The 15718-nt window shown below is 64.1% G+C and carries 15 protein-coding genes and 1 tRNA gene; 8 read left to right on the top strand and 8 right to left on the bottom strand.

All coding sequences use genetic code 11. The features are described from left to right. Nucleotides 1-5 precede the first annotated feature (5 nt). The 7 genes from LB310_RS03465 to LB310_RS03435 all read right to left on the bottom strand — a co-directional run bounded on the left by LB310_RS03465 (nucleotide 6) and on the right by LB310_RS03435 (nucleotide 7692). A complete protein-coding gene (locus LB310_RS03465) occupies nucleotides 6-1709 on the bottom strand; it encodes an NlpC/P60 family protein (RefSeq protein WP_301154520.1) in 1704 nt (567 codons plus the stop codon). Then, nucleotides 1706-4123, bottom strand: a complete 2418-nt coding sequence (locus LB310_RS03460; RefSeq protein WP_301154637.1) for a VirB4-like conjugal transfer ATPase, CD1110 family — start codon at nucleotides 4121-4123, stop codon at nucleotides 1706-1708. Before LB310_RS03460 ends, LB310_RS03465 begins: the two co-directional genes overlap by 4 nt. Before the next feature lie 64 nt (nucleotides 4124-4187). Continuing rightward, nucleotides 4188-4598, bottom strand: a complete 411-nt coding sequence (locus LB310_RS03455; protein WP_301154519.1) for a PrgI family protein — start codon at nucleotides 4596-4598, stop codon at nucleotides 4188-4190. 10 nt (nucleotides 4599-4608) lie between these two features. Continuing rightward, on the bottom strand, nucleotides 4609-4824 hold the full coding sequence (locus tag LB310_RS03450; protein WP_015539328.1) for a hypothetical protein: 216 nt from the start codon (nucleotides 4822-4824) through the stop codon (nucleotides 4609-4611). After that, on the bottom strand, nucleotides 4818-6692 hold the full coding sequence (locus LB310_RS03445; protein WP_301154518.1) for a VirD4-like conjugal transfer protein, CD1115 family: 1875 nt from the start codon (nucleotides 6690-6692) through the stop codon (nucleotides 4818-4820). Before LB310_RS03445 ends, LB310_RS03450 begins: the two co-directional genes overlap by 7 nt. Next, nucleotides 6689-7387, bottom strand: coding sequence for a hypothetical protein (locus tag LB310_RS03440; RefSeq protein ID WP_301154517.1), 699 nt, complete (start codon nucleotides 7385-7387; stop codon nucleotides 6689-6691). The genes LB310_RS03445 and LB310_RS03440 overlap by 4 nt, the downstream gene beginning before the upstream one ends. A gap of 71 nt (nucleotides 7388-7458) precedes the next feature. Continuing rightward, nucleotides 7459-7692 carry a helix-turn-helix transcriptional regulator gene (locus LB310_RS03435; protein WP_301154515.1) on the bottom strand — a complete coding sequence of 78 codons (234 nt, stop codon included), beginning with the start codon at nucleotides 7690-7692 and terminating at the stop codon, nucleotides 7459-7461. A gap of 481 nt (nucleotides 7693-8173) precedes the next feature. Between LB310_RS03435 and LB310_RS03430 the strand changes: the two genes are divergently transcribed. The 5 genes from LB310_RS03430 (at nucleotide 8174) to LB310_RS03410 (ending at nucleotide 11458) form a co-directional block, all read left to right on the top strand. Further along, nucleotides 8174-8437: a helix-turn-helix domain-containing protein gene (locus LB310_RS03430; protein ID WP_301154513.1), complete on the top strand. Its 264-nt coding sequence runs from the start codon at nucleotides 8174-8176 to the stop codon at nucleotides 8435-8437. Between the two features lie 13 nt (nucleotides 8438-8450). After that, nucleotides 8451-9827 (top strand): site-specific integrase, encoded by a 1377-nt coding sequence (locus LB310_RS03425; protein ID WP_301154511.1) that lies wholly within the window; start codon nucleotides 8451-8453, stop codon nucleotides 9825-9827. A gap of 72 nt (nucleotides 9828-9899) precedes the next feature. Further along, nucleotides 9900-9974, top strand: a tRNA-Gly gene (locus tag LB310_RS03420). 294 nt (nucleotides 9975-10268) lie between these two features. After that, nucleotides 10269-10934 (top strand): HAD family hydrolase, encoded by a 666-nt coding sequence (locus LB310_RS03415; protein WP_087190697.1) that lies wholly within the window; start codon nucleotides 10269-10271, stop codon nucleotides 10932-10934. 38 nt (nucleotides 10935-10972) lie between these two features. Next, nucleotides 10973-11458 (top strand): VanZ family protein, encoded by a 486-nt coding sequence (locus LB310_RS03410; protein WP_301154508.1) that lies wholly within the window; start codon nucleotides 10973-10975, stop codon nucleotides 11456-11458. A gap of 18 nt (nucleotides 11459-11476) precedes the next feature. On the opposite strand, the gene LB310_RS03405 is transcribed toward LB310_RS03410, so the two are convergent. Then, nucleotides 11477-11791, bottom strand: a complete 315-nt coding sequence (locus LB310_RS03405) for a helix-turn-helix domain-containing protein (RefSeq protein ID WP_154269947.1) — start codon at nucleotides 11789-11791, stop codon at nucleotides 11477-11479. A 602-nt stretch (nucleotides 11792-12393) separates the two neighbouring features. Here LB310_RS03405 and LB310_RS03400 point away from each other — a divergent pair. From LB310_RS03400 to LB310_RS03390, 3 genes are read left to right on the top strand one after another with little or no spacing between them, the layout of a single operon-like run. Next, nucleotides 12394-13494, top strand: a complete 1101-nt coding sequence (locus LB310_RS03400; protein WP_123672976.1) for an LCP family protein — start codon at nucleotides 12394-12396, stop codon at nucleotides 13492-13494. Next, nucleotides 13469-13783 (top strand): hypothetical protein, encoded by a 315-nt coding sequence (locus tag LB310_RS03395; RefSeq protein WP_301154504.1) that lies wholly within the window; start codon nucleotides 13469-13471, stop codon nucleotides 13781-13783. Before LB310_RS03400 ends, LB310_RS03395 begins: the two co-directional genes overlap by 26 nt. Nucleotides 13784-13787: 4 nt before the next feature. After that, nucleotides 13788-15644, top strand: a complete 1857-nt coding sequence (locus LB310_RS03390; protein ID WP_301154502.1) for a GGDEF domain-containing protein — start codon at nucleotides 13788-13790, stop codon at nucleotides 15642-15644. Nucleotides 15645-15718 lie beyond the last annotated feature (74 nt).

Here is a 15718-nt window from a genome sequence, read left to right as displayed (position 1 = left end):
TTCTCTCATCGGTAGCGGACGGCGCACGTGAAGTACGTGATTCCGCTTGCGCGCCTGCACACGTCCCCGGTCTGGGGCTCGTGGATGTACTCGTCGCCGCCTGCATAGATGGCGACGTGCCCGGGCCTCCAGAGGATGTCGCCCGGCTCGGCCTCCGACAGCGGCACGCGCCGCCCCGCGCTCGCCTGGTCCTCGGAGTAGCGGGGGATGGATATGCCCGCCTGCGCGTAGCAGTACTGGGTGAGGCCGGAGCAGTCCAGACCCACCCCGGGCGTGCTGCCGCCCCAGACGTAGGGCACGCCGAGCTGACTCACCGCGGCCGCCACGATGGCGTCTCCGTGGACTGCGCCGCTCTTGAAGTCGTCGAGGCTCATGCCGTCGAAGCTTCGCAGGCCGTAGGCGTCCATGGCGGCCTTCAGGGAGTCGACGTATGTGGACGAGGTGGCGTATCCCGCGTCCTTGAGCCCCTCGGCCATCTTGTCCGAGTCGCAGGCGGCGATCGCCTCGCGAACGAGGGCGTTCTCCGCGTAGCGGGGACTCGCGAGCAGCACGCGGCTGCGGAACACGACGCATTCGCGATGCCCCTTGAACACGGTGAAGTCGGCCATGACGCCCACCGTCTCGCCGCCGTACTCCTCGCTCGTCGCCCACGAGTTCTTGCCCGCCACCTCGGGGCAGCCGAAGAACGACGGCGCCCATTTGATGCCGAAGAGGTTCTTGTCGCGCTCCGCGAGGGCCGAGAGACGTTCGCCTTGGCCGCTCTCGCAGATTATTTGGGCGAGCGTGCATCCGGCCGGATGACCGTATTCCTCCTGGCACTCGAGCGCGGCCTCCACCATCTCGTAAGTGATGTAGGGCGGCAGGCCCTCGAGCGACGCCTTCGACGCCTCGTCCGACCAGAACCCGAAGATCGCGCTCGCGATCTGCGCCGCCGCGAGCACGGCGAGCACGAAGCAGAGGACGCCCGCGAGGACGCCGGCCAGCGGACCCGCCGCCGTTGCAGCCGCCGAAGCGAGCGCATTCGCCGCGCCCTTCCGGGCCGCCTCGGCGGCCCCCCGCGTTCCGGACCCTGCCGCGCGCTCCCGCACCGCCCTGGCCTTGAGCCACGTGCGCCTCGACTGGATGCGCCTCGCGTCCGCGCTCTCGCCGGCCTTCTTGCGCGCCTCGCGCCCGGATAGACCGGCCGCCCCGCGAGGAGGCGGTCCGGCGGGCGCCGTCGGGGGCGCTTCGCACTCGGCTCCCCACGCGGCTCGCGGCTCACGGACGGCTCTGCCCTCGGCCTTCCCGGAGGTCCTCGCGACTCGCACCGCCTGGGCCGCGCCCCGCCCCGCGCGGTAAAGGCCCTCCGTCCCCTCGAGCTCGTCGCTCTCGTCGGCCTCCCGAGCGGCCGCGCCTGCGACGGCGGCCCGCATGTTCAGGCGGCCCTGGGCGGCCGTCCTCCCCTCGGCGGCGGGCGGCTCCGCGGCTTCGCCGGCTCCGGCGACCGTCGGCCTCCCTGCCCTTTGCCGGACGCTTCCCGCCTTCGCGTCGGCCTTCTCGGGCGCCGGGCCCGCGCAAGCCCGGCGCCCGCCGCTGCGCACGAGCCCGGCGCCCGCCGCGTCCGTCCGCCCGACGCGGGCGACGTCGGCGGCATCGGCCGCGCCCGTCCTCGCGGCGGTATCCTCCGCGCTCCTGGCAACCGCGGCGCTCTTCTCGCCGGGTTCCGTCATGACTTGCCGCCTCCGCGCCGCCTCGCCTTGGCGGCGAACGCGCTCTCGCGCTTCTTCGCGGCTATCTCCTCCGGCTTGGTGTTGAACAGGTCGTAGAGCGCGCCCTTGGGGAAGTCGTCCTTCAGCGGCACGCGCGCGCCGCCCGCCACGAGCAGGCCCTCGCCGGCGCGCACGGACTCGTCTATGTAGGAGGCCTCCTGCGCGCTCATGTCCAGAAGGTCGGCCCATGCCTTGCGGTCGAGAGGCGACTGCTTGTGCAGCAGGATGAAGTCGGAGTTGAGCACCATGTTGCGCGCCTCGTCGTGCTCCAGCATGTAGACGCTGTTCTGCGTGATGCCGGTGCACACGAGGTTGAACTTGCGGCCCTCCGCCCAGAACTTGGAGAAGTACGCGATGATGGAGGGGTGTCCGAACAGCGACTGCACCTCGTCGATGTAGAGCCAGGTGGTCACGCCCCGCTCGAAGTTGTAGTACATGCGGTTGCGCACGCACTCGAGCACCGCGATGATGCCGAACGCGCGCATGTTCTCCGAGAGGTCCTTGAAGTCGATGCTGGTGACGCGCCTCTCGAAGGAGACGTTCGAGGGGTGGTTGAAGAACGACAGCGCGCCTTTGACGTAGCGCTCGTAGCGAAGCGCTATGTCGCGCGCCTCCGGCTCGGGCTGGCTCGCCAGGATGCGGTGGAAGTCCCCGAGCAGCGGCAGGCGGTCCTCGCCCGCGCACTCGTCGTAGGCGAGCTCCACGCAGCGGCTGATGATGGACTTGTCTGCCTCGGGAAGCCCTTGGGATCCTTCTGCCATGGCTGCCGACGACAGCGCGAGGAAGGCGTCTATTTTGAACGCCGTCTGGCTCGCCGAGGACTGGTGCGCCACGTCGGAGAGGTCGAAGGGATTCAGATGCGTTTCCGAGTCGGGCGCGAAGCGGATGGACTCGCCCCCGTTGGCCTCCACCACCGGCGAGTACTCGCCGGCCGGGTCGAGGATGACGATCTCGTCCTCGGGGTAGGCGAGTATCGTGTTCTCTATCTCGCGTTTCACGGAGAACGACTTGCCGGACCCGGGCTTGCCGGCAACGAACCCCATGGGGCTTGCGAGGCGCTTGCGGTTGCAGAGCACGAGATTGGAGGACTGCTTGTTCTGTCCGTAGTAGCCCCCTCCCTCGTGTGCGAGCTCTTGGGTCGCGAAGGGCATCTGGATGGCGACCTGCGCGGTCGTCATCATGCGGGAGACCTCCACGTGGTTGTGCCCGAGCGGCAGGATCGAGTTCAGGCCCTCGCGCTGGCGGTAGTCCAGCGCGTCCGCCTCGATGGAGTTGCGCCGCGCGGTCGAGACGATCTGCAGCACCTGGTCGTCGAGCTCGGCGCGCGTGGGGGCGTAGGTGTAGGCGAGCCCCGTGTAGACGTAGAGACGCTGGTTCTTGTTCTGCAGGTGGTCGAGTAGATCCTCCGCTTCCGCTTTGGAGTATTTGAGCTCGCTCGGGAGGATCTGGAAGTCGTAGCCCCTCTTCACGGCGCCCATCTGCTCGTCGATGATCTCCTTGTCCATCCAGGCGATGCGCTTCTTCACGAACGCCACGGCTTTTGACTTGTCCATGGCCTGCACGTGGATGGAGACGGCGAGCGGGATGGGCAGGTCGATGACGTCGGCGAGGCAGCGGTCGGTGAGCTCGCTGCCGAAGCGGTTGAGCGAGAGCACCTGGCACCATGCGTCCTCGGATTTGAAGCACGTCGCGCTGCCCTCGGGTTTGAAGTCGAGCGACGAGGGGCAGATGAGGTCCTTCGACGTGAGGCCGCTCCTCGCGCCCACCGCTTCCCAGTCGAACATGAAGGGCTTGCCCGGGCGCAGGAGGCCGTGGACGGCATCCAACCGCTCCTCGCCCGAGAGCACGTGCGACGCGCTCCTCATCTTCGCGAGCGTCTGCTCGGCGTCGCCCCTCATGCGCGCGAGCTTGGGAACGGCGGCGTCCACGCTCGGAGCGCCGACGGAGAACGTGAGGTAGCGCTCGCGCACGAGGTTCGACACGCCCTCGCGCATCTTGTCGTTGAGTATCCGGTTGTATTCCGCCGCGTAGGCCGCCGTGTCCGGGTCGCCCGTGGAGAAGAACTCCTTGCGGCCGATCTCGGATGCGGGGATGGGGCGGTTCACGACCGTGAGCTGCACGCAGCTCTCCGCGCCGAAGTAGTCGAAGAGCTGGCACCAGCCGGAGAAGACGGCCTGCTGGCTCTCCTCGCGCGCCGACTGGTAGCTGATGTCGTCGAAAGAAAGGGTCTGGCTGAAGAGCCCCTTCTCCACCTGGGCCGTGCCGTCCTCGTACATGAGGTCGTAGCCGATGGTCGAGTATACGTCCCGTGCGGCCCGCCGGCGACGGCGCTTCTCGGCCATCTGCCCGGTGAGCTCGCGTTCCTGCTCCGCCATGCGCCGCTCGAGGGATTTAGCCTTCGCCGGGCGGGCGGCGCCCCTGCCCTTCCCGCCCTCCTGCTTATTCGGGTTTCGGGCCACGCCGCTCAGCTCCCTTCCTCTTGGACGCCCGCCGTGCGCGCCTGCCGGCCTTCCGGCATGCGACGGAGCCCGCGACCGAGGCGGGCGCGGAGCCCGTCGCGTAGACGAGCTTGCCGTCCTCCAGCAGGTGATCCGCCAGAAGCGGCAGGAACTTCTCTGCGGGAAGGCCCTTGGGCCGCCAGAACCCCATGAGCCAGAACGGCATGGAGGCCGCCATGACGGGCAGCGTCGCCGCGTCCACGGGCACGCCGAAGGCGAGGTTGGACACGGCTGCCGCCGCGACCGACGAGGCGAGCCCGCCGGCGGTGCAGGCGAGCGTGCGGGCCGAGAGCTTGCCCACCACCTTCTCGGTGTACTCTCCTATGTCCTTGTGCACCGATACGCTTAGCATGGGCGCCTCCTTAGGCCGGGAGCCAGGACGTGTCGAGCATGCCGAAGTACACGGCGGCCGCGATGATGATCGCGCCGCCCGCGATGGTCGAGATGGCGCTCGCTATGGACGCGCCGCCCTGCTGCTCGCGGATGGCGAGGCCGAGCGAGACCGCGCCCCACACGACCAGGAAGCCGCCCAGAAAGGTCACGCATCCCGATACCAGGTTGATGATGTTGGCTAGCATTCTGCGGGCTCTCCTTCTTCTCGTGCGTTCTTGTCCTGCGCACGCATCCTCTTCGCGTACTCCTCGAAATCGAAGGGCCGCTCGTAGGCAGCTCCGGAGTGGCCGGGGTAGACGTCGCGCCACCTCGGATGCCGCGTCACGTCGTACTTCCGGTCGCGCAAAGGGTTCGCGCCCGCGATGAGGACGATCGCTTCGTCGCGGGGCAGCTTCGCCACCTCGGCGGGCTGGATGAGGTCGCGTTCGACGGTGTTCCAGTTGCGGGTCGAAGAGGACTGGGCGCCCCGGCTCTCGTTCCATGTGACGGTGGCCACCGTCTCCTTGCCCACCGACTCGGCTATCTCCTTCACGGTGTCGGTGGACTTGCCGCCGAGAAACAGCGTCGTGTCGCAGCAGTCGACGATGGTGGCCGCGTCGCCCTTGTAAGCGCTTTTGAGCTGGGAGAGGGATTGCAGGCCGAAGGCCATCGAGATGTTGCGGCTGCGCACCACGGCCACCATCTTCTCCACGTCGGGGAGCTTGCCGATGTTGGCGAACTCGTCCATGAGTAACATCACGGGGGTGGGCAGCGCGCCGCCGTAGCGTATGAGCGCCCGCTTGCACAGGATGTTCATGGCCTGCCACGTCATGATGGCGAAGAGGAACGAGTAGAGCGACGAGGTGTCGGACATGATCGCGAACACGGCGCGCTTCTCACCGGCGTCGCCCAGTCGGTCGAGCTCCATCTCGTCGAAGCGCACGAGCTCGCGCACCTGGGGTATCGCGAAGGGCTCCATGCGCGTGTTGCACGAGACGAGGATGGATTTCAAGGTCTTTCCGGCCGCGTCCTTGAACATCTTGTAGTGCAGCAGGCAGAAGTCGGAGTCGATCGCGATGGGATCGGCCACCTTGGCCCAGCGGCCTGCGCCGGGAGAGTACGACATGCGGCGTTCGGGGTCGAACGGCGAGTCGTTTTCCGCCGCCACGTAGCGCAGGCCCGTCTCGACTTCCTCGAACAGGAGGTCAAGCGGGCTTCTGTAGTCCTCGTCGGACTCCTTGGCCTTGGCAAGCGAGAGCAGGGTCACGAGCCCTGAAAGCGACCGATCGGCGGGCGGGCAGTGGCGCACCAGGTAGCCGATGAGGGCGACGTACAGCAGCCGCTCGGCGTTCTCCCAGAAGGGGTCGCCCGCGTGCTCTTTGTCGCCCGCAGTGTTGTCGATGAGGCAGGCGACGAACTCCAGGATGTCCGCCTCGTCCTGCACGTAGGCGAGCGGGTTGTAGTGAAGCGACTTCGAGAAGTCCACCGTGTTGAACGAGAGCACCTTGTAGCCGGCGGCTTCGAGCATGCGCCCGAGCCTCGGCAGCGACTCGCCCTTGGGGTCGGTCACCAGGTAGTTCGCCGACATCTGCATGACGTTGGGCTCGAAGAACCCGCGCGTCTTGCCTGCGCCCGAGCCGCCCACGACCAGCACGTTGCGGTTGCGCTCGTAGCGCCGGTCGTGGTCGGGGCGGCTCATCGCCATGCCGAAGTTCTCGGTGAGGACGATGTTGTTGCCGGGGTCTTTGAGGTCCATGAACCTGCGCCCCTCGCGCACGGTGCCCCAGCGGGCGCTGCCGTGCTCCTCCCCCTGGCGCTGGGCCCGCCCGTGGGTGAGCGACCAGGCCCAGGCGAGCCAGGGTGCGCAGGCGGCCACGAGCCCCGTCGCGAGCGCGGCAGCATCGAGCGAGAGGGGGCCGTGGCCTGCGAGATAGGCAGGAAGGTCGCGGAAGGCGGGCGCCAGGTTCAAGACGGGGCTGCCCGGAAGCGACAGGAGGCAGCCGACGTAGGCGTCCGCCATGACGAAGGCCAGCGCCGAGAGGATCGCCGTTGCGACGATGCGCGCCGGCTTCATTTCGATCGCACCTCTTGGAAGCGCGGTCCTCGTTCCGCGCTGTGCATGGCAGACCTCTCGGCTTCGAGGGCGGCCGATGCCGCGCGAGCGTGGGCGGCGCGCTCCTCGAGCGGGCGGTAGTCCCTCAGCACCGGCACGCCGTACTTCTGCCAGACGGTCTTCGCGTGCGCGGGGCGCGGCTTCGCAGAGGGCGCGCGTTCCGCCTCGGCCGGCTGGTGCGCTTCGATGCAGGAGCCTTCGCGGTCTTCTTCTCGCCCCTCCTTGCGCTGTCTGATCGCCTCGGCAGCCTTCTCCTTGGCCGAGTCGGTCTCCTTCGCCAGCTCGTCGAAGGACTGCCACACCTCGCGGGCGTCGGCGATGCGGAAGAGCAGGTACTCCTTGCCGGTCTGGGGGTCGGGGAACCACGTCGACTCGACGCCGTGGGCACCGAGCTTGTCCTCGATGATGGCCTTGATGCCGTCGTAGTCCTCGATCCCCTGGAACTCCGCCATGTCGAGCTTCGCCCATTCGGGAGACGCCTCCCGCGCAGGCAAGCTGCTGCCGCCGGCTTCGCGCGCCGAGCGCGTCGCGTTCTGGAACGCGCGCTGCATCCGGCTCGCCCGGTCGTACATTGCCCGCTCGCCCATGCGCTCGCCGAAACGGGTGAAGTTGTCCAGCATCTTCTCGCCGGCCTCGTCGCCGTAGTCGCTTGCCATGGCCGCTGCGTCCTTTCGTCGGGCGGGGCGCGCCCCGCCGGTTCCGATCGAGCTTTCCCCTCGTGCGCCGCTCAGCGCCGCGTGAGTCCTCGCGCCATCTCGGGCGGGACGAAGTTCCCCAGGCCGAGGTTGAGGACGACGCAGAGCCGCACGAACTCATCGGCCCTCATCTGGCGCTGGCCGTCGAGGATGTACCACAGCCGCTTGCGGTCGATGGAGGCCCGGCGCGCGAGCTCGGCCACGCTGATGCCGCGCAGCTCCCGCGCCTCCTCCATCCTCACGACCACGAGCTTCGCGTGTTCCATTCCTCTGCCGGCGCTGCCTGCGAGGGCGGCCGGCCCTCCTGTCCGCATAAAGGGTTTCGATTACCTCAAAGCTAACTTATTGGCGGAGGCCCGATGCCGTTTCGTATCAGATCAGGGACATTTGTCCCCGATATGGGAACAGGCGGGGGTGGCAGTCGATCCGCTCCGAACGGCCTCGCCTTCGCCTGGCCGCGCTGCGTTCCCGTTTTCGGGGACGTCTTGCCCTGAAACGATGCCATTTCGTCTGCAAGGCTCTCGAAGGTTTTAGGGTTGCCTCATCCGCGATGCGCACGCGTTGCCGAAACCGGCGAAACGAGCGTCGCGCGCACCTTGAAAACGGGAATGATCGTGCGAAAGCGGAAGCCCGCCGCCGTTTCAACCGTGCGTTTCGGAACACCGCATCGTTGAGCAGGCGGGCCTTGTACCCCATCATTGGCGGCGACGAAGCCATCGCCGCCATCAGCAACGAAAGGAGGCGGCGATGGATGACAAATGCGGCGACATGGAAGTTGACGAAGACCGGCTCGCGGCGGCCGACCCCGAAGGGCTCTACCTGTTCATGCTGGGGGGATACCCCTACATGATGACGCCCGACCAGGTGGCCGCGTTCACCGGCACGACGAGCCAGGAGATACGCAAGCTGCTCGCCCGCGACGAGATGAGGGGATGCCGTATCGGGGTTCGCTGGCTCGTACCGAAGCTGGCTCTTCTCAATTACCTCTACAAAGATCGCCGTGTGGAATGAGGAGGCGATTGTTTTGGGCAGGCTGGCATGCGACAAGCCCTACAACGTGGACGAGGCGCGGAAGAAGAAGGGGTTGCCGCGCCGCAGGCGCAAAGATCCCAGGGCTACCGCCTACGAGCTCACCATCAGAGTGCCGGCAGAGTACCGAGCCTACTTCGACGGCAAGAGGAAGCTCACGCGCACCGTGTTCGCCCTCAACAAGAAGGACGACCTCAAGGCGCAGGTCAAGGCGTTCGAGGACGAGAAGAACGTCGAGCTGGAAGGCAAGCTAGAGGAACGCGGGTGGGTGAGGCAGGAGGTCGAGCCGCGAGGGGGGAAGTTCTGCACGACGCCGCTCGGGGACTACATCGAACGCTACATCGCCATCCGCAGCAACGGCTCGGTCTCGGCGGAAACCATCAGGAACGAGAAGTCGTTCGCGAAGTACGTGAACGCCTCCATCGGAAGCATCCCGATCAACGAGGTTACCTCCGACGACATCGAGGACTGCCTTCTCAAGGTGCCCGAGCTGTCCGAGAAGTGGGCCCTTGAGCGCCAGAAGGCGTGGGAGGAGAACCGCAAGACCGCCGAGTGGGTCAAGAGGCACGGAACTCTCGCCAAGCCGTTCAAGCCCATCAAGGTGGCGGGTCCTGACAAGCAGGCGAAGATCCTCAAATTCCTACGCGAGGTCATGAACTACGCCCTGGAGAAAGAGGACATCGCGAAGAACGTGGCTAAGGCGAAGTTCCTCACACGGGTGTTCAAGAAGAGCAAGCCTCTCATTGATCCGCTCATGGCCGACGATGCCGCGCGCTTCCTCCACGAGGTGGAGCTGCTGGCGGTCGGCTTCTTGAAGTTGAGCCTGCTGCTCCTTCTTAACACCGGGATGCGGCCTGAGGAAATGCTCGCGGTGCGCACAGGCAACATCATCTTCGGCGAGGACGAGACCGTTATCAAGATCACGAGCGTGGTCAGCCGCGACGGTAAGGAGATCATCGACTACCCCAAGTCCGACGCCTCCCGGCGCTCGGTTCCCGTCGACGCCTACACGGCGGACGTCGCGAAGCTGTGGATAGAGCTGAAGTCCAAGCTGATGCGGGAAATGGGCCTCAGGCCGACCATGAACACGCCCCTCTGCTCTCCCGGCATCACGGTCTGGTCATATCAGAACTGGAAGAGGAATTGGGACGAGTTCACTGGGAAGACGGGCTTCGGAGGCGTGCGTCCCTACGCCTTGCGGCACACCTTCGCCACCTTGAACCTCGCCAACGGCGAAAACATCAAGACGGTGTCGGTGTTGATGGGCCATGCGAGCTCTGCCTACACGCTGGACCTCTACGCGGGCTACGTGCCGAACACGGGTCTTGGCATCGGCACGAGGTACATGAATTACCTGAGAAGAGCCGCCTAACATATATATAGATGAATTATTCGCTGAAATTCTTCCAAGAAAGGGCAAGGTAAGGTTATAATTCGTTTTCATGCGGGCGTCGTATAATGGTTATTACCCGAGCTTCCCAAGCTCGAGACGCGGGTTCGATTCCCGTCGCCCGCTCCATAGTTTTTGATCGAAAGTCGCCCGTTACGGCGGCTTTCGTGTTTGATTGGCGAAGAATTGGTCTATTTGAAAACGCCCCGAGTTTTCCAGTATTTCGTCCAGTATTTTTGGTAGAATGAAAATCGGTAAATGTAAGAAGCGAGGTCAGACGGGAAATTTGGCTAGCACTGAACCAAGTAGTGTAGAGGCTTCCCAAGCTTGTATTCGCGGGTTCGAGTCCCGTCACCCGCTCCATCGATACTATGATCCAAGCTTCGGCTTGGATTTTTCGTTTAAAGGCGAGAGGATGCGCTCATGATAGACGCAACGACGCACCGGTTCGACACCTTCGTGTTCGACCTCGACGGCACACTGCTCGACACGCTACCCGACCTCGTGGTCCTCACGAATGCCGTGCTGCGCGAGTGCGGCTTTCCCGAGCGCACGTCCGCCGAGATCCTTAGCTATGTGGGCAACGGCGTGAAGGCGCTCATGTACCAGGCCGTTCCCCAGGATGCCGATGAGGAGGCTGTCGAGGCAGCCATGAGCCGTTGGAAAGAACTCTACCCGCAGTACGGGTATCGCCTGACCAAGGCCTATGCGGGCATTCCCGAGACGGTTGCCGAGCTCAAGCGCCGAGGGGCGCGGCTCGGCGTGCTGTCGAACAAGTTTGACGCGGGCGTCCAGGATGTCGTCGGGGCCTACCTGCCCGGCCTGTTCGCCGTGGCGCGCGGCGAGAGCGCCGATACCCCTCGCAAACCTGATCCGACAGGACTTCTGCGCACCATCGAGGAGCTGGGGTCGACGCCCGAGCGCACCGCCTACGTGGGCGACTCGACGGGCGATATAGCCGTGTCTCGCAACGCTGGCACCTATGCTGTGGCCGTCACGTGGGGTTATCACGATGCTGAACGCCTTCGCGCGGCGTCGGCCGACCTGGTGATCGACGACCCACGAGCGCTGCTCGACCTTTTGGGATAGCCGCCCACTGCCTCGGACTGTTTGGGAGGACTGCCGCTATGGCTAGAAAATCGACGGCGTTTGTCGTGGCGAGCTGGGTGCTCGTGGTGCTCTGCGCCGGCTTCATCTTCTTCATGTCGTCTAATACGGATACCGGTCTGAACGACGATCTGGGATTGTTCTCGCTCGTCTTCCAGGATCTGAAAGCTCTGCAGGCGCAGCTGCTCGGACCCGGGGTGGACGTGGTCTCGTCGATTGCCCACTTCTGCGAGTATGCGGTTTTCGGGGCGTTGCTGGCGAATGCCCTGCGCTGCCATATGCCCCTGCGCCGTGCCTGCCTCGTGGCGGTGGCCTGCGCCAGCCTGTACGGCGTGTCCGACGAGTTTCATCAACTGTTCGTGCCGGGGCGCATGTGCGATCCGATGGATTGGCTCGTAGACACCGCCGGTGCTGCGCTGGGATCGGGGTTGGCCTACCTTCAGCTTAGGAGGAGGGGGCGGGAAGGTGAAAAACGCTTGGGCAAGGAGCCGTTGCCGAAGAGGTGATAGCCGGAGAGGGAATGGTTAGCCAAGGCGCGCGTGGCGTTTTGGCATACTCTGCGTTGGCGGTTCGCCCGGATTGGTGAGCAGCTCTTGCGGTGTGGTTTCCAGGGCATCGGCCAAGCGGAGGATGACGGACAGGCGCGGGTCGGCTGTGCCGTTCTCTATGCGGTTGAGGAAGGGGCGTCCCACGCCCACCATGAGAGCGAACTTCTGCTTTGTGATCTTTGCTTGCTTGCGAAGGCGCGTGACATTGCGCCCGAGGATGACGGAAGTCTCGCTTCTGTTGTCCAAGGCTGCATGCTGTGAGCTCGCGGTCTGTCCGACGTTGTTCGCCATGTGGGAAAGCCTAGCCGCTCTCGCGCCTGGTACCGTAACCGCTGGAATACGATTTGGGGAATTATTGGAAAAGCAGGCATGGCTTGATCCGCTGTGGATCGTTTGTCCCTATAGCATGCCATTTTTATGGCGTTTCGCCCATCGATGATAGAATGTAAAGGTATATTGTGCGGTTTGCGCATACGACCTCGAACGATAGGGTTGAATCGTGAAGGGGCCGGTGCCGGAGGGAAAGCGGTGCCGCGCATGCCCGCCGGCTCTGCGTTTCGCCAAGCGGTTGAGCCAAGGCTGTTGAGGAGAAGTACATGGCGTCACGAAACTCTCGCACCAACCGACCGGCTGCCCGCTCCTCGCGCGCACCGCAGTCAGCACGTGCTGTGCGCTCGGCGAAGGCGGCCCAGTCGGGTCGTATCGCCTCTCGTGGAACCGCCGAGCAGTTTTCTCGCAATCGCGGTGCGCAGCAAGCCAGCTCCTCTGCCTACCGTTCAGCCTACACGCCCGGAAGCCAGGGGCGCAGCGCCAACACCGCCTATTCTCGCCAGTCAGCCGCTAGCCAGTACTCTCGCAACAATCCCCAGTACTCCCGTAACGCGAACCGTCGCATGAGCCGCGGCAAGAAGGTGGCCATCGGCGTTTTGGCTGCCGTTCTCGTAGCTGTCGTGGGTTGCGGCACCGCATTCGCCCTGTACGTCAACTCCATCAACAGCGAGCTGGTCGGCGATATGACTTCCGAGGAGATGCAGGCCATCCAAGACGTGCTTGCTCCGAAGAAGAGCTTCGACGAACCGTTCTACATGATGCTCGTGGGCTCGGACGAGCGTACCGGAAGCGACGAGGCCGGCGCGCGTTCCGACACGAACATTGTCGTGTACGTCGATCCCACGAGAAACCAAGCCAGCATCGTGTCCATTCCGCGCGACACCATGATCGACATCGACAACGTGGGTATCTCGAAGTTCAATGCCGCCTACAACTACGGTGGCGTGTCGTCCACCATCCGCGAGGCCAGCCAGCTGCTCGGGGTGGATATCTCCCACTATGCTGAGGTGAACTTCGAGAACATGGTGCAATTGGTCGACGCGGTGGGTGGCGTTGACGTGGAGGTGACGGAGCGCATCGACGACACGGATGCCGACAACACCACGGACAACCCGTATGGCCAGCGCATCATCATCGAGGAGGGCCTGCAGCATCTCAACGGCGAGCAGGCACTCGTGTTCGCGCGCAGCCGCGCCTTCGTCGACGGGGACTTCACGCGGACGGCCAATCAGCGCAAGCTCATCATGGCTCTGGTGAACAAGGTGCTCGACATGCCCGTCACCGATCTTCCCGGCGTTATTCAGGGTGCGGCGAAGTGCGTGACTACGGACTTGTCCGTTACCGATATCATCTCGCTGGCCGAGCAGTTCAAGGGCAAGGGAGACCTGACGGTGTACTCGGCCATGGCACCCACCGTGTTCATGGACCAGCTGGTGGACGGCCAGTCGTTCGTGCTGAACGATCCCACTGCTACGAAGCAGATGATGGAGACGATAGAGGAGGGGGGCGACCCGAGCAACATCGTGGGCGTCAGCGGCTTGGGTCCCAGGGGCTATACCAGCGGATCAGGATCGTCGGGCTACTCCAGCGCCAGCTCGACAGGTACGGGCAGCTCGGGATATTACGATGAGGAGTCGTATGACGATTACGATCCGTCCTACTAGCCGTGCTGCAACTTGGCTTCCTCGCAAAGCGGGCCGGATGGCGAATAGGGTGACGGTGGCTATTCCGCTTCCCCTGTCGACGCGGGATACGCTGCGCGGCACGAACGCCGATATCGTGCAGCCAAACCTTTTGCAGCGCCCGTTTCCCCATAAGAGAAGCGGGCGCTTTCGTGTAACGGAACGCAAGCACTTGCGCGTCAACCTTGTTTTTTGCCCTGGCCGAGAACATACTATCGAATTCGGGAATGCCCTCGAACACGTGCGCTCGCGTGAAAGCAAGGAATTCTGACCTGATGGCCGAGCCAACCGAAACCAAGCACGAAAATCGGCCGCGCCGCTGGCGTCGGCTTGGGTCGCCGCGCACGTTCGCCGTCCTCGCCGCGTCCATCCTCATCGTGGGCGCTATCATCTACGGCGTGTTCATCGCATACTCGGTCTCGTTGGGCGAGGAGTTCAACAAGATGTCGGCCGAAGGTATGAACGATTTCACCACGGCGCAGAAAATCGAGTCCGAATCGTCCATCGACGAGATTCGCAATACCGTGCTCACTATTCGGACGTTGGCAGAATCACCCGATATCGACCCTGAAGGCGAGGTGTTCACCGATTTTCTGAACTCATGGAACGAACGCGCGTCTTTCGGTGTGACCTACGTATCCATCGCCTCGCTCGAAGAAGGCGTTGTCGAGTCGAATCGGAAGGAGAGCGACCTCGAGATCTTGAGAAGGCTCAAGGCCGGCGAGAGCGTCGTGTCGGACGTGCGCAAGTCTCATCGGCTTAACGGATTCTTTTACAGCATAGCCGAACCGGTGGTAAAGGAGGGCGTGGTCGTCGGCGTGCTTCGCAGTATCGTCGACGCTCATAGTCTCATCGATACGACCCAGATCAAATCGTCGGTTACGCTGCTGGGTTCCGTGCTCATGAAAGGCGATGGCACCATTATCGTCGACTCCGAGAAGTCGGAGCTCTACGACGGGTTGAACCTGTACGAGGTGTTGCGCAACCAAGGGTATGCGGACGCTATCGTGAACAAGATGCAGGAGAACGTGGAGAACGATAGCGATGTGGCCACCCTTGCTATTGGCAAGCGCGATGGCAAGACGACTTTCTTCACTTCCGTACGTCTCAATGAGAACGATTGGACTATCGTGAACTTTACCGAGGAGAATACGATAGCCGAGCATTCCCAGGTCATCCTGCACGACACGGTAGTGGCGGGAACGGTTCTCGTCATCATCAGCACCATAGCCTGTGTCGCGGTTGCCCTGGTCATAGGACGCTTCCGTCGTCGCGCGCTCCGCGGGGCCGAACGCTATGCCGTGCTTGCGGAGTTCTCGGATACGGTATTGTTCGAGTACTCGTATGGCGATGACGTTTTGGAATTGACCCCGAACGCGCGCAGCGTGTTCTCGCTCGACAGCCTACGACGCGAACACTATTTGGAGCGCGGAATCCCGCTGATCGATTTCCACGAAGAGGACGTTTCGCTGGTTGAGGAGATTCTCGAGCACCCCGCACCGTCGGGCGAGGCTCGGCGGGCTACCGTGCGCGCATGCACGCTGACCGGCGAGTACCGCTGGTTTTCCATCAAGTGCCGCTACCTGTACGAAGGGCAGGAGCCCTACGCCGCAGTGGGGAAGATGGTCGACATAACGCAGCAGCGCGCCTTGGAGGAGCAGTTGGTACGCCGATCGCAGATAGACGGTTTGACGAAGGCGCTCAACAAGGTAACGGCCGAAGAGAAGATAACCGCATCGCTTGCCGCGCATGATCGCGGCCTGCTGTTCATGATAGACGTCGACGACTTCAAACAGATCAACGATCGCAACGGGCACCGTGTGGGCGACCAGGTGCTTGCCGCCATCGCCCGCGCTCTGTTCGACGTGTTCCGTTGCGACGATCCGGTTGGGCGTATCGGCGGGGACGAGTTCGTGGCGTTCGTGCGCGATGTCGACGAAGCCGATGTGGTCGACGCCAAACGGCATGCGTTGCGCGATCATGCCGAAGCCATCACGAGGGACTTGGGTGTATCGGTTTCCCTGAGCATCGGGGTGGCGCGCTATCCGCACGACGGTACGAACTATCAGGAGTTGTTCGATGCTGCCGATCATGCGATGTACCGAGAGAAGCAGGAGCGCGACGATAAATAAGCAACAGCCCCCGGTTCGCCTTCGAACCGGGGGCTGTTGGCAATGCAGACGGTGCGAAGAGGGCCGAATTCGCT

It is taken from the genome of Gordonibacter sp. RACS_AR49 (assembly GCF_030418435.1).
Classification (GTDB): Bacteria; Actinomycetota; Coriobacteriia; order Coriobacteriales; family Eggerthellaceae; genus Gordonibacter; species Gordonibacter urolithinfaciens.
The sequence above is the reverse complement of the archived record's forward strand: the minus strand, read 5'-3'. Positions and strand labels throughout refer to the sequence as shown.

Coding starts and splice junctions, on each gene's coding strand:
- LB310_RS03465 (WP_301154520.1), bottom strand. CDS start 1,709: ATGACGGAACCCGGCGAGAAGAGCGCCGCGGTTGCCAGGAGCGCGGAG.
- LB310_RS03440 (WP_301154517.1), bottom strand. CDS start 7,387: ATGGCAAGCGACTACGGCGACGAGGCCGGCGAGAAGATGCTGGACAAC.
- LB310_RS03455 (WP_301154519.1), bottom strand. CDS start 4,598: ATGCTAAGCGTATCGGTGCACAAGGACATAGGAGAGTACACCGAGAAG.
- LB310_RS03395 (WP_301154504.1), top strand. CDS start 13,469: ATGACGATTACGATCCGTCCTACTAGCCGTGCTGCAACTTGGCTTCCT.
- LB310_RS03410 (WP_301154508.1), top strand. CDS start 10,973: ATGGCTAGAAAATCGACGGCGTTTGTCGTGGCGAGCTGGGTGCTCGTG.
- LB310_RS03450 (WP_015539328.1), bottom strand. CDS start 4,824: ATGCTAGCCAACATCATCAACCTGGTATCGGGATGCGTGACCTTTCTG.
- LB310_RS03430 (WP_301154513.1), top strand. CDS start 8,174: ATGGATGACAAATGCGGCGACATGGAAGTTGACGAAGACCGGCTCGCG.
- LB310_RS03415 (WP_087190697.1), top strand. CDS start 10,269: ATGATAGACGCAACGACGCACCGGTTCGACACCTTCGTGTTCGACCTC.
- LB310_RS03435 (WP_301154515.1), bottom strand. CDS start 7,692: ATGGAACACGCGAAGCTCGTGGTCGTGAGGATGGAGGAGGCGCGGGAG.
- LB310_RS03405 (WP_154269947.1), bottom strand. CDS start 11,791: ATGGCGAACAACGTCGGACAGACCGCGAGCTCACAGCATGCAGCCTTG.
- LB310_RS03445 (WP_301154518.1), bottom strand. CDS start 6,692: ATGAAGCCGGCGCGCATCGTCGCAACGGCGATCCTCTCGGCGCTGGCC.
- LB310_RS03400 (WP_123672976.1), top strand. CDS start 12,394: ATGAGCCGCGGCAAGAAGGTGGCCATCGGCGTTTTGGCTGCCGTTCTC.
- LB310_RS03460 (WP_301154637.1), bottom strand. CDS start 4,123: ATGGCGGAGCAGGAACGCGAGCTCACCGGGCAGATGGCCGAGAAGCGC.
- LB310_RS03390 (WP_301154502.1), top strand. CDS start 13,788: ATGGCCGAGCCAACCGAAACCAAGCACGAAAATCGGCCGCGCCGCTGG.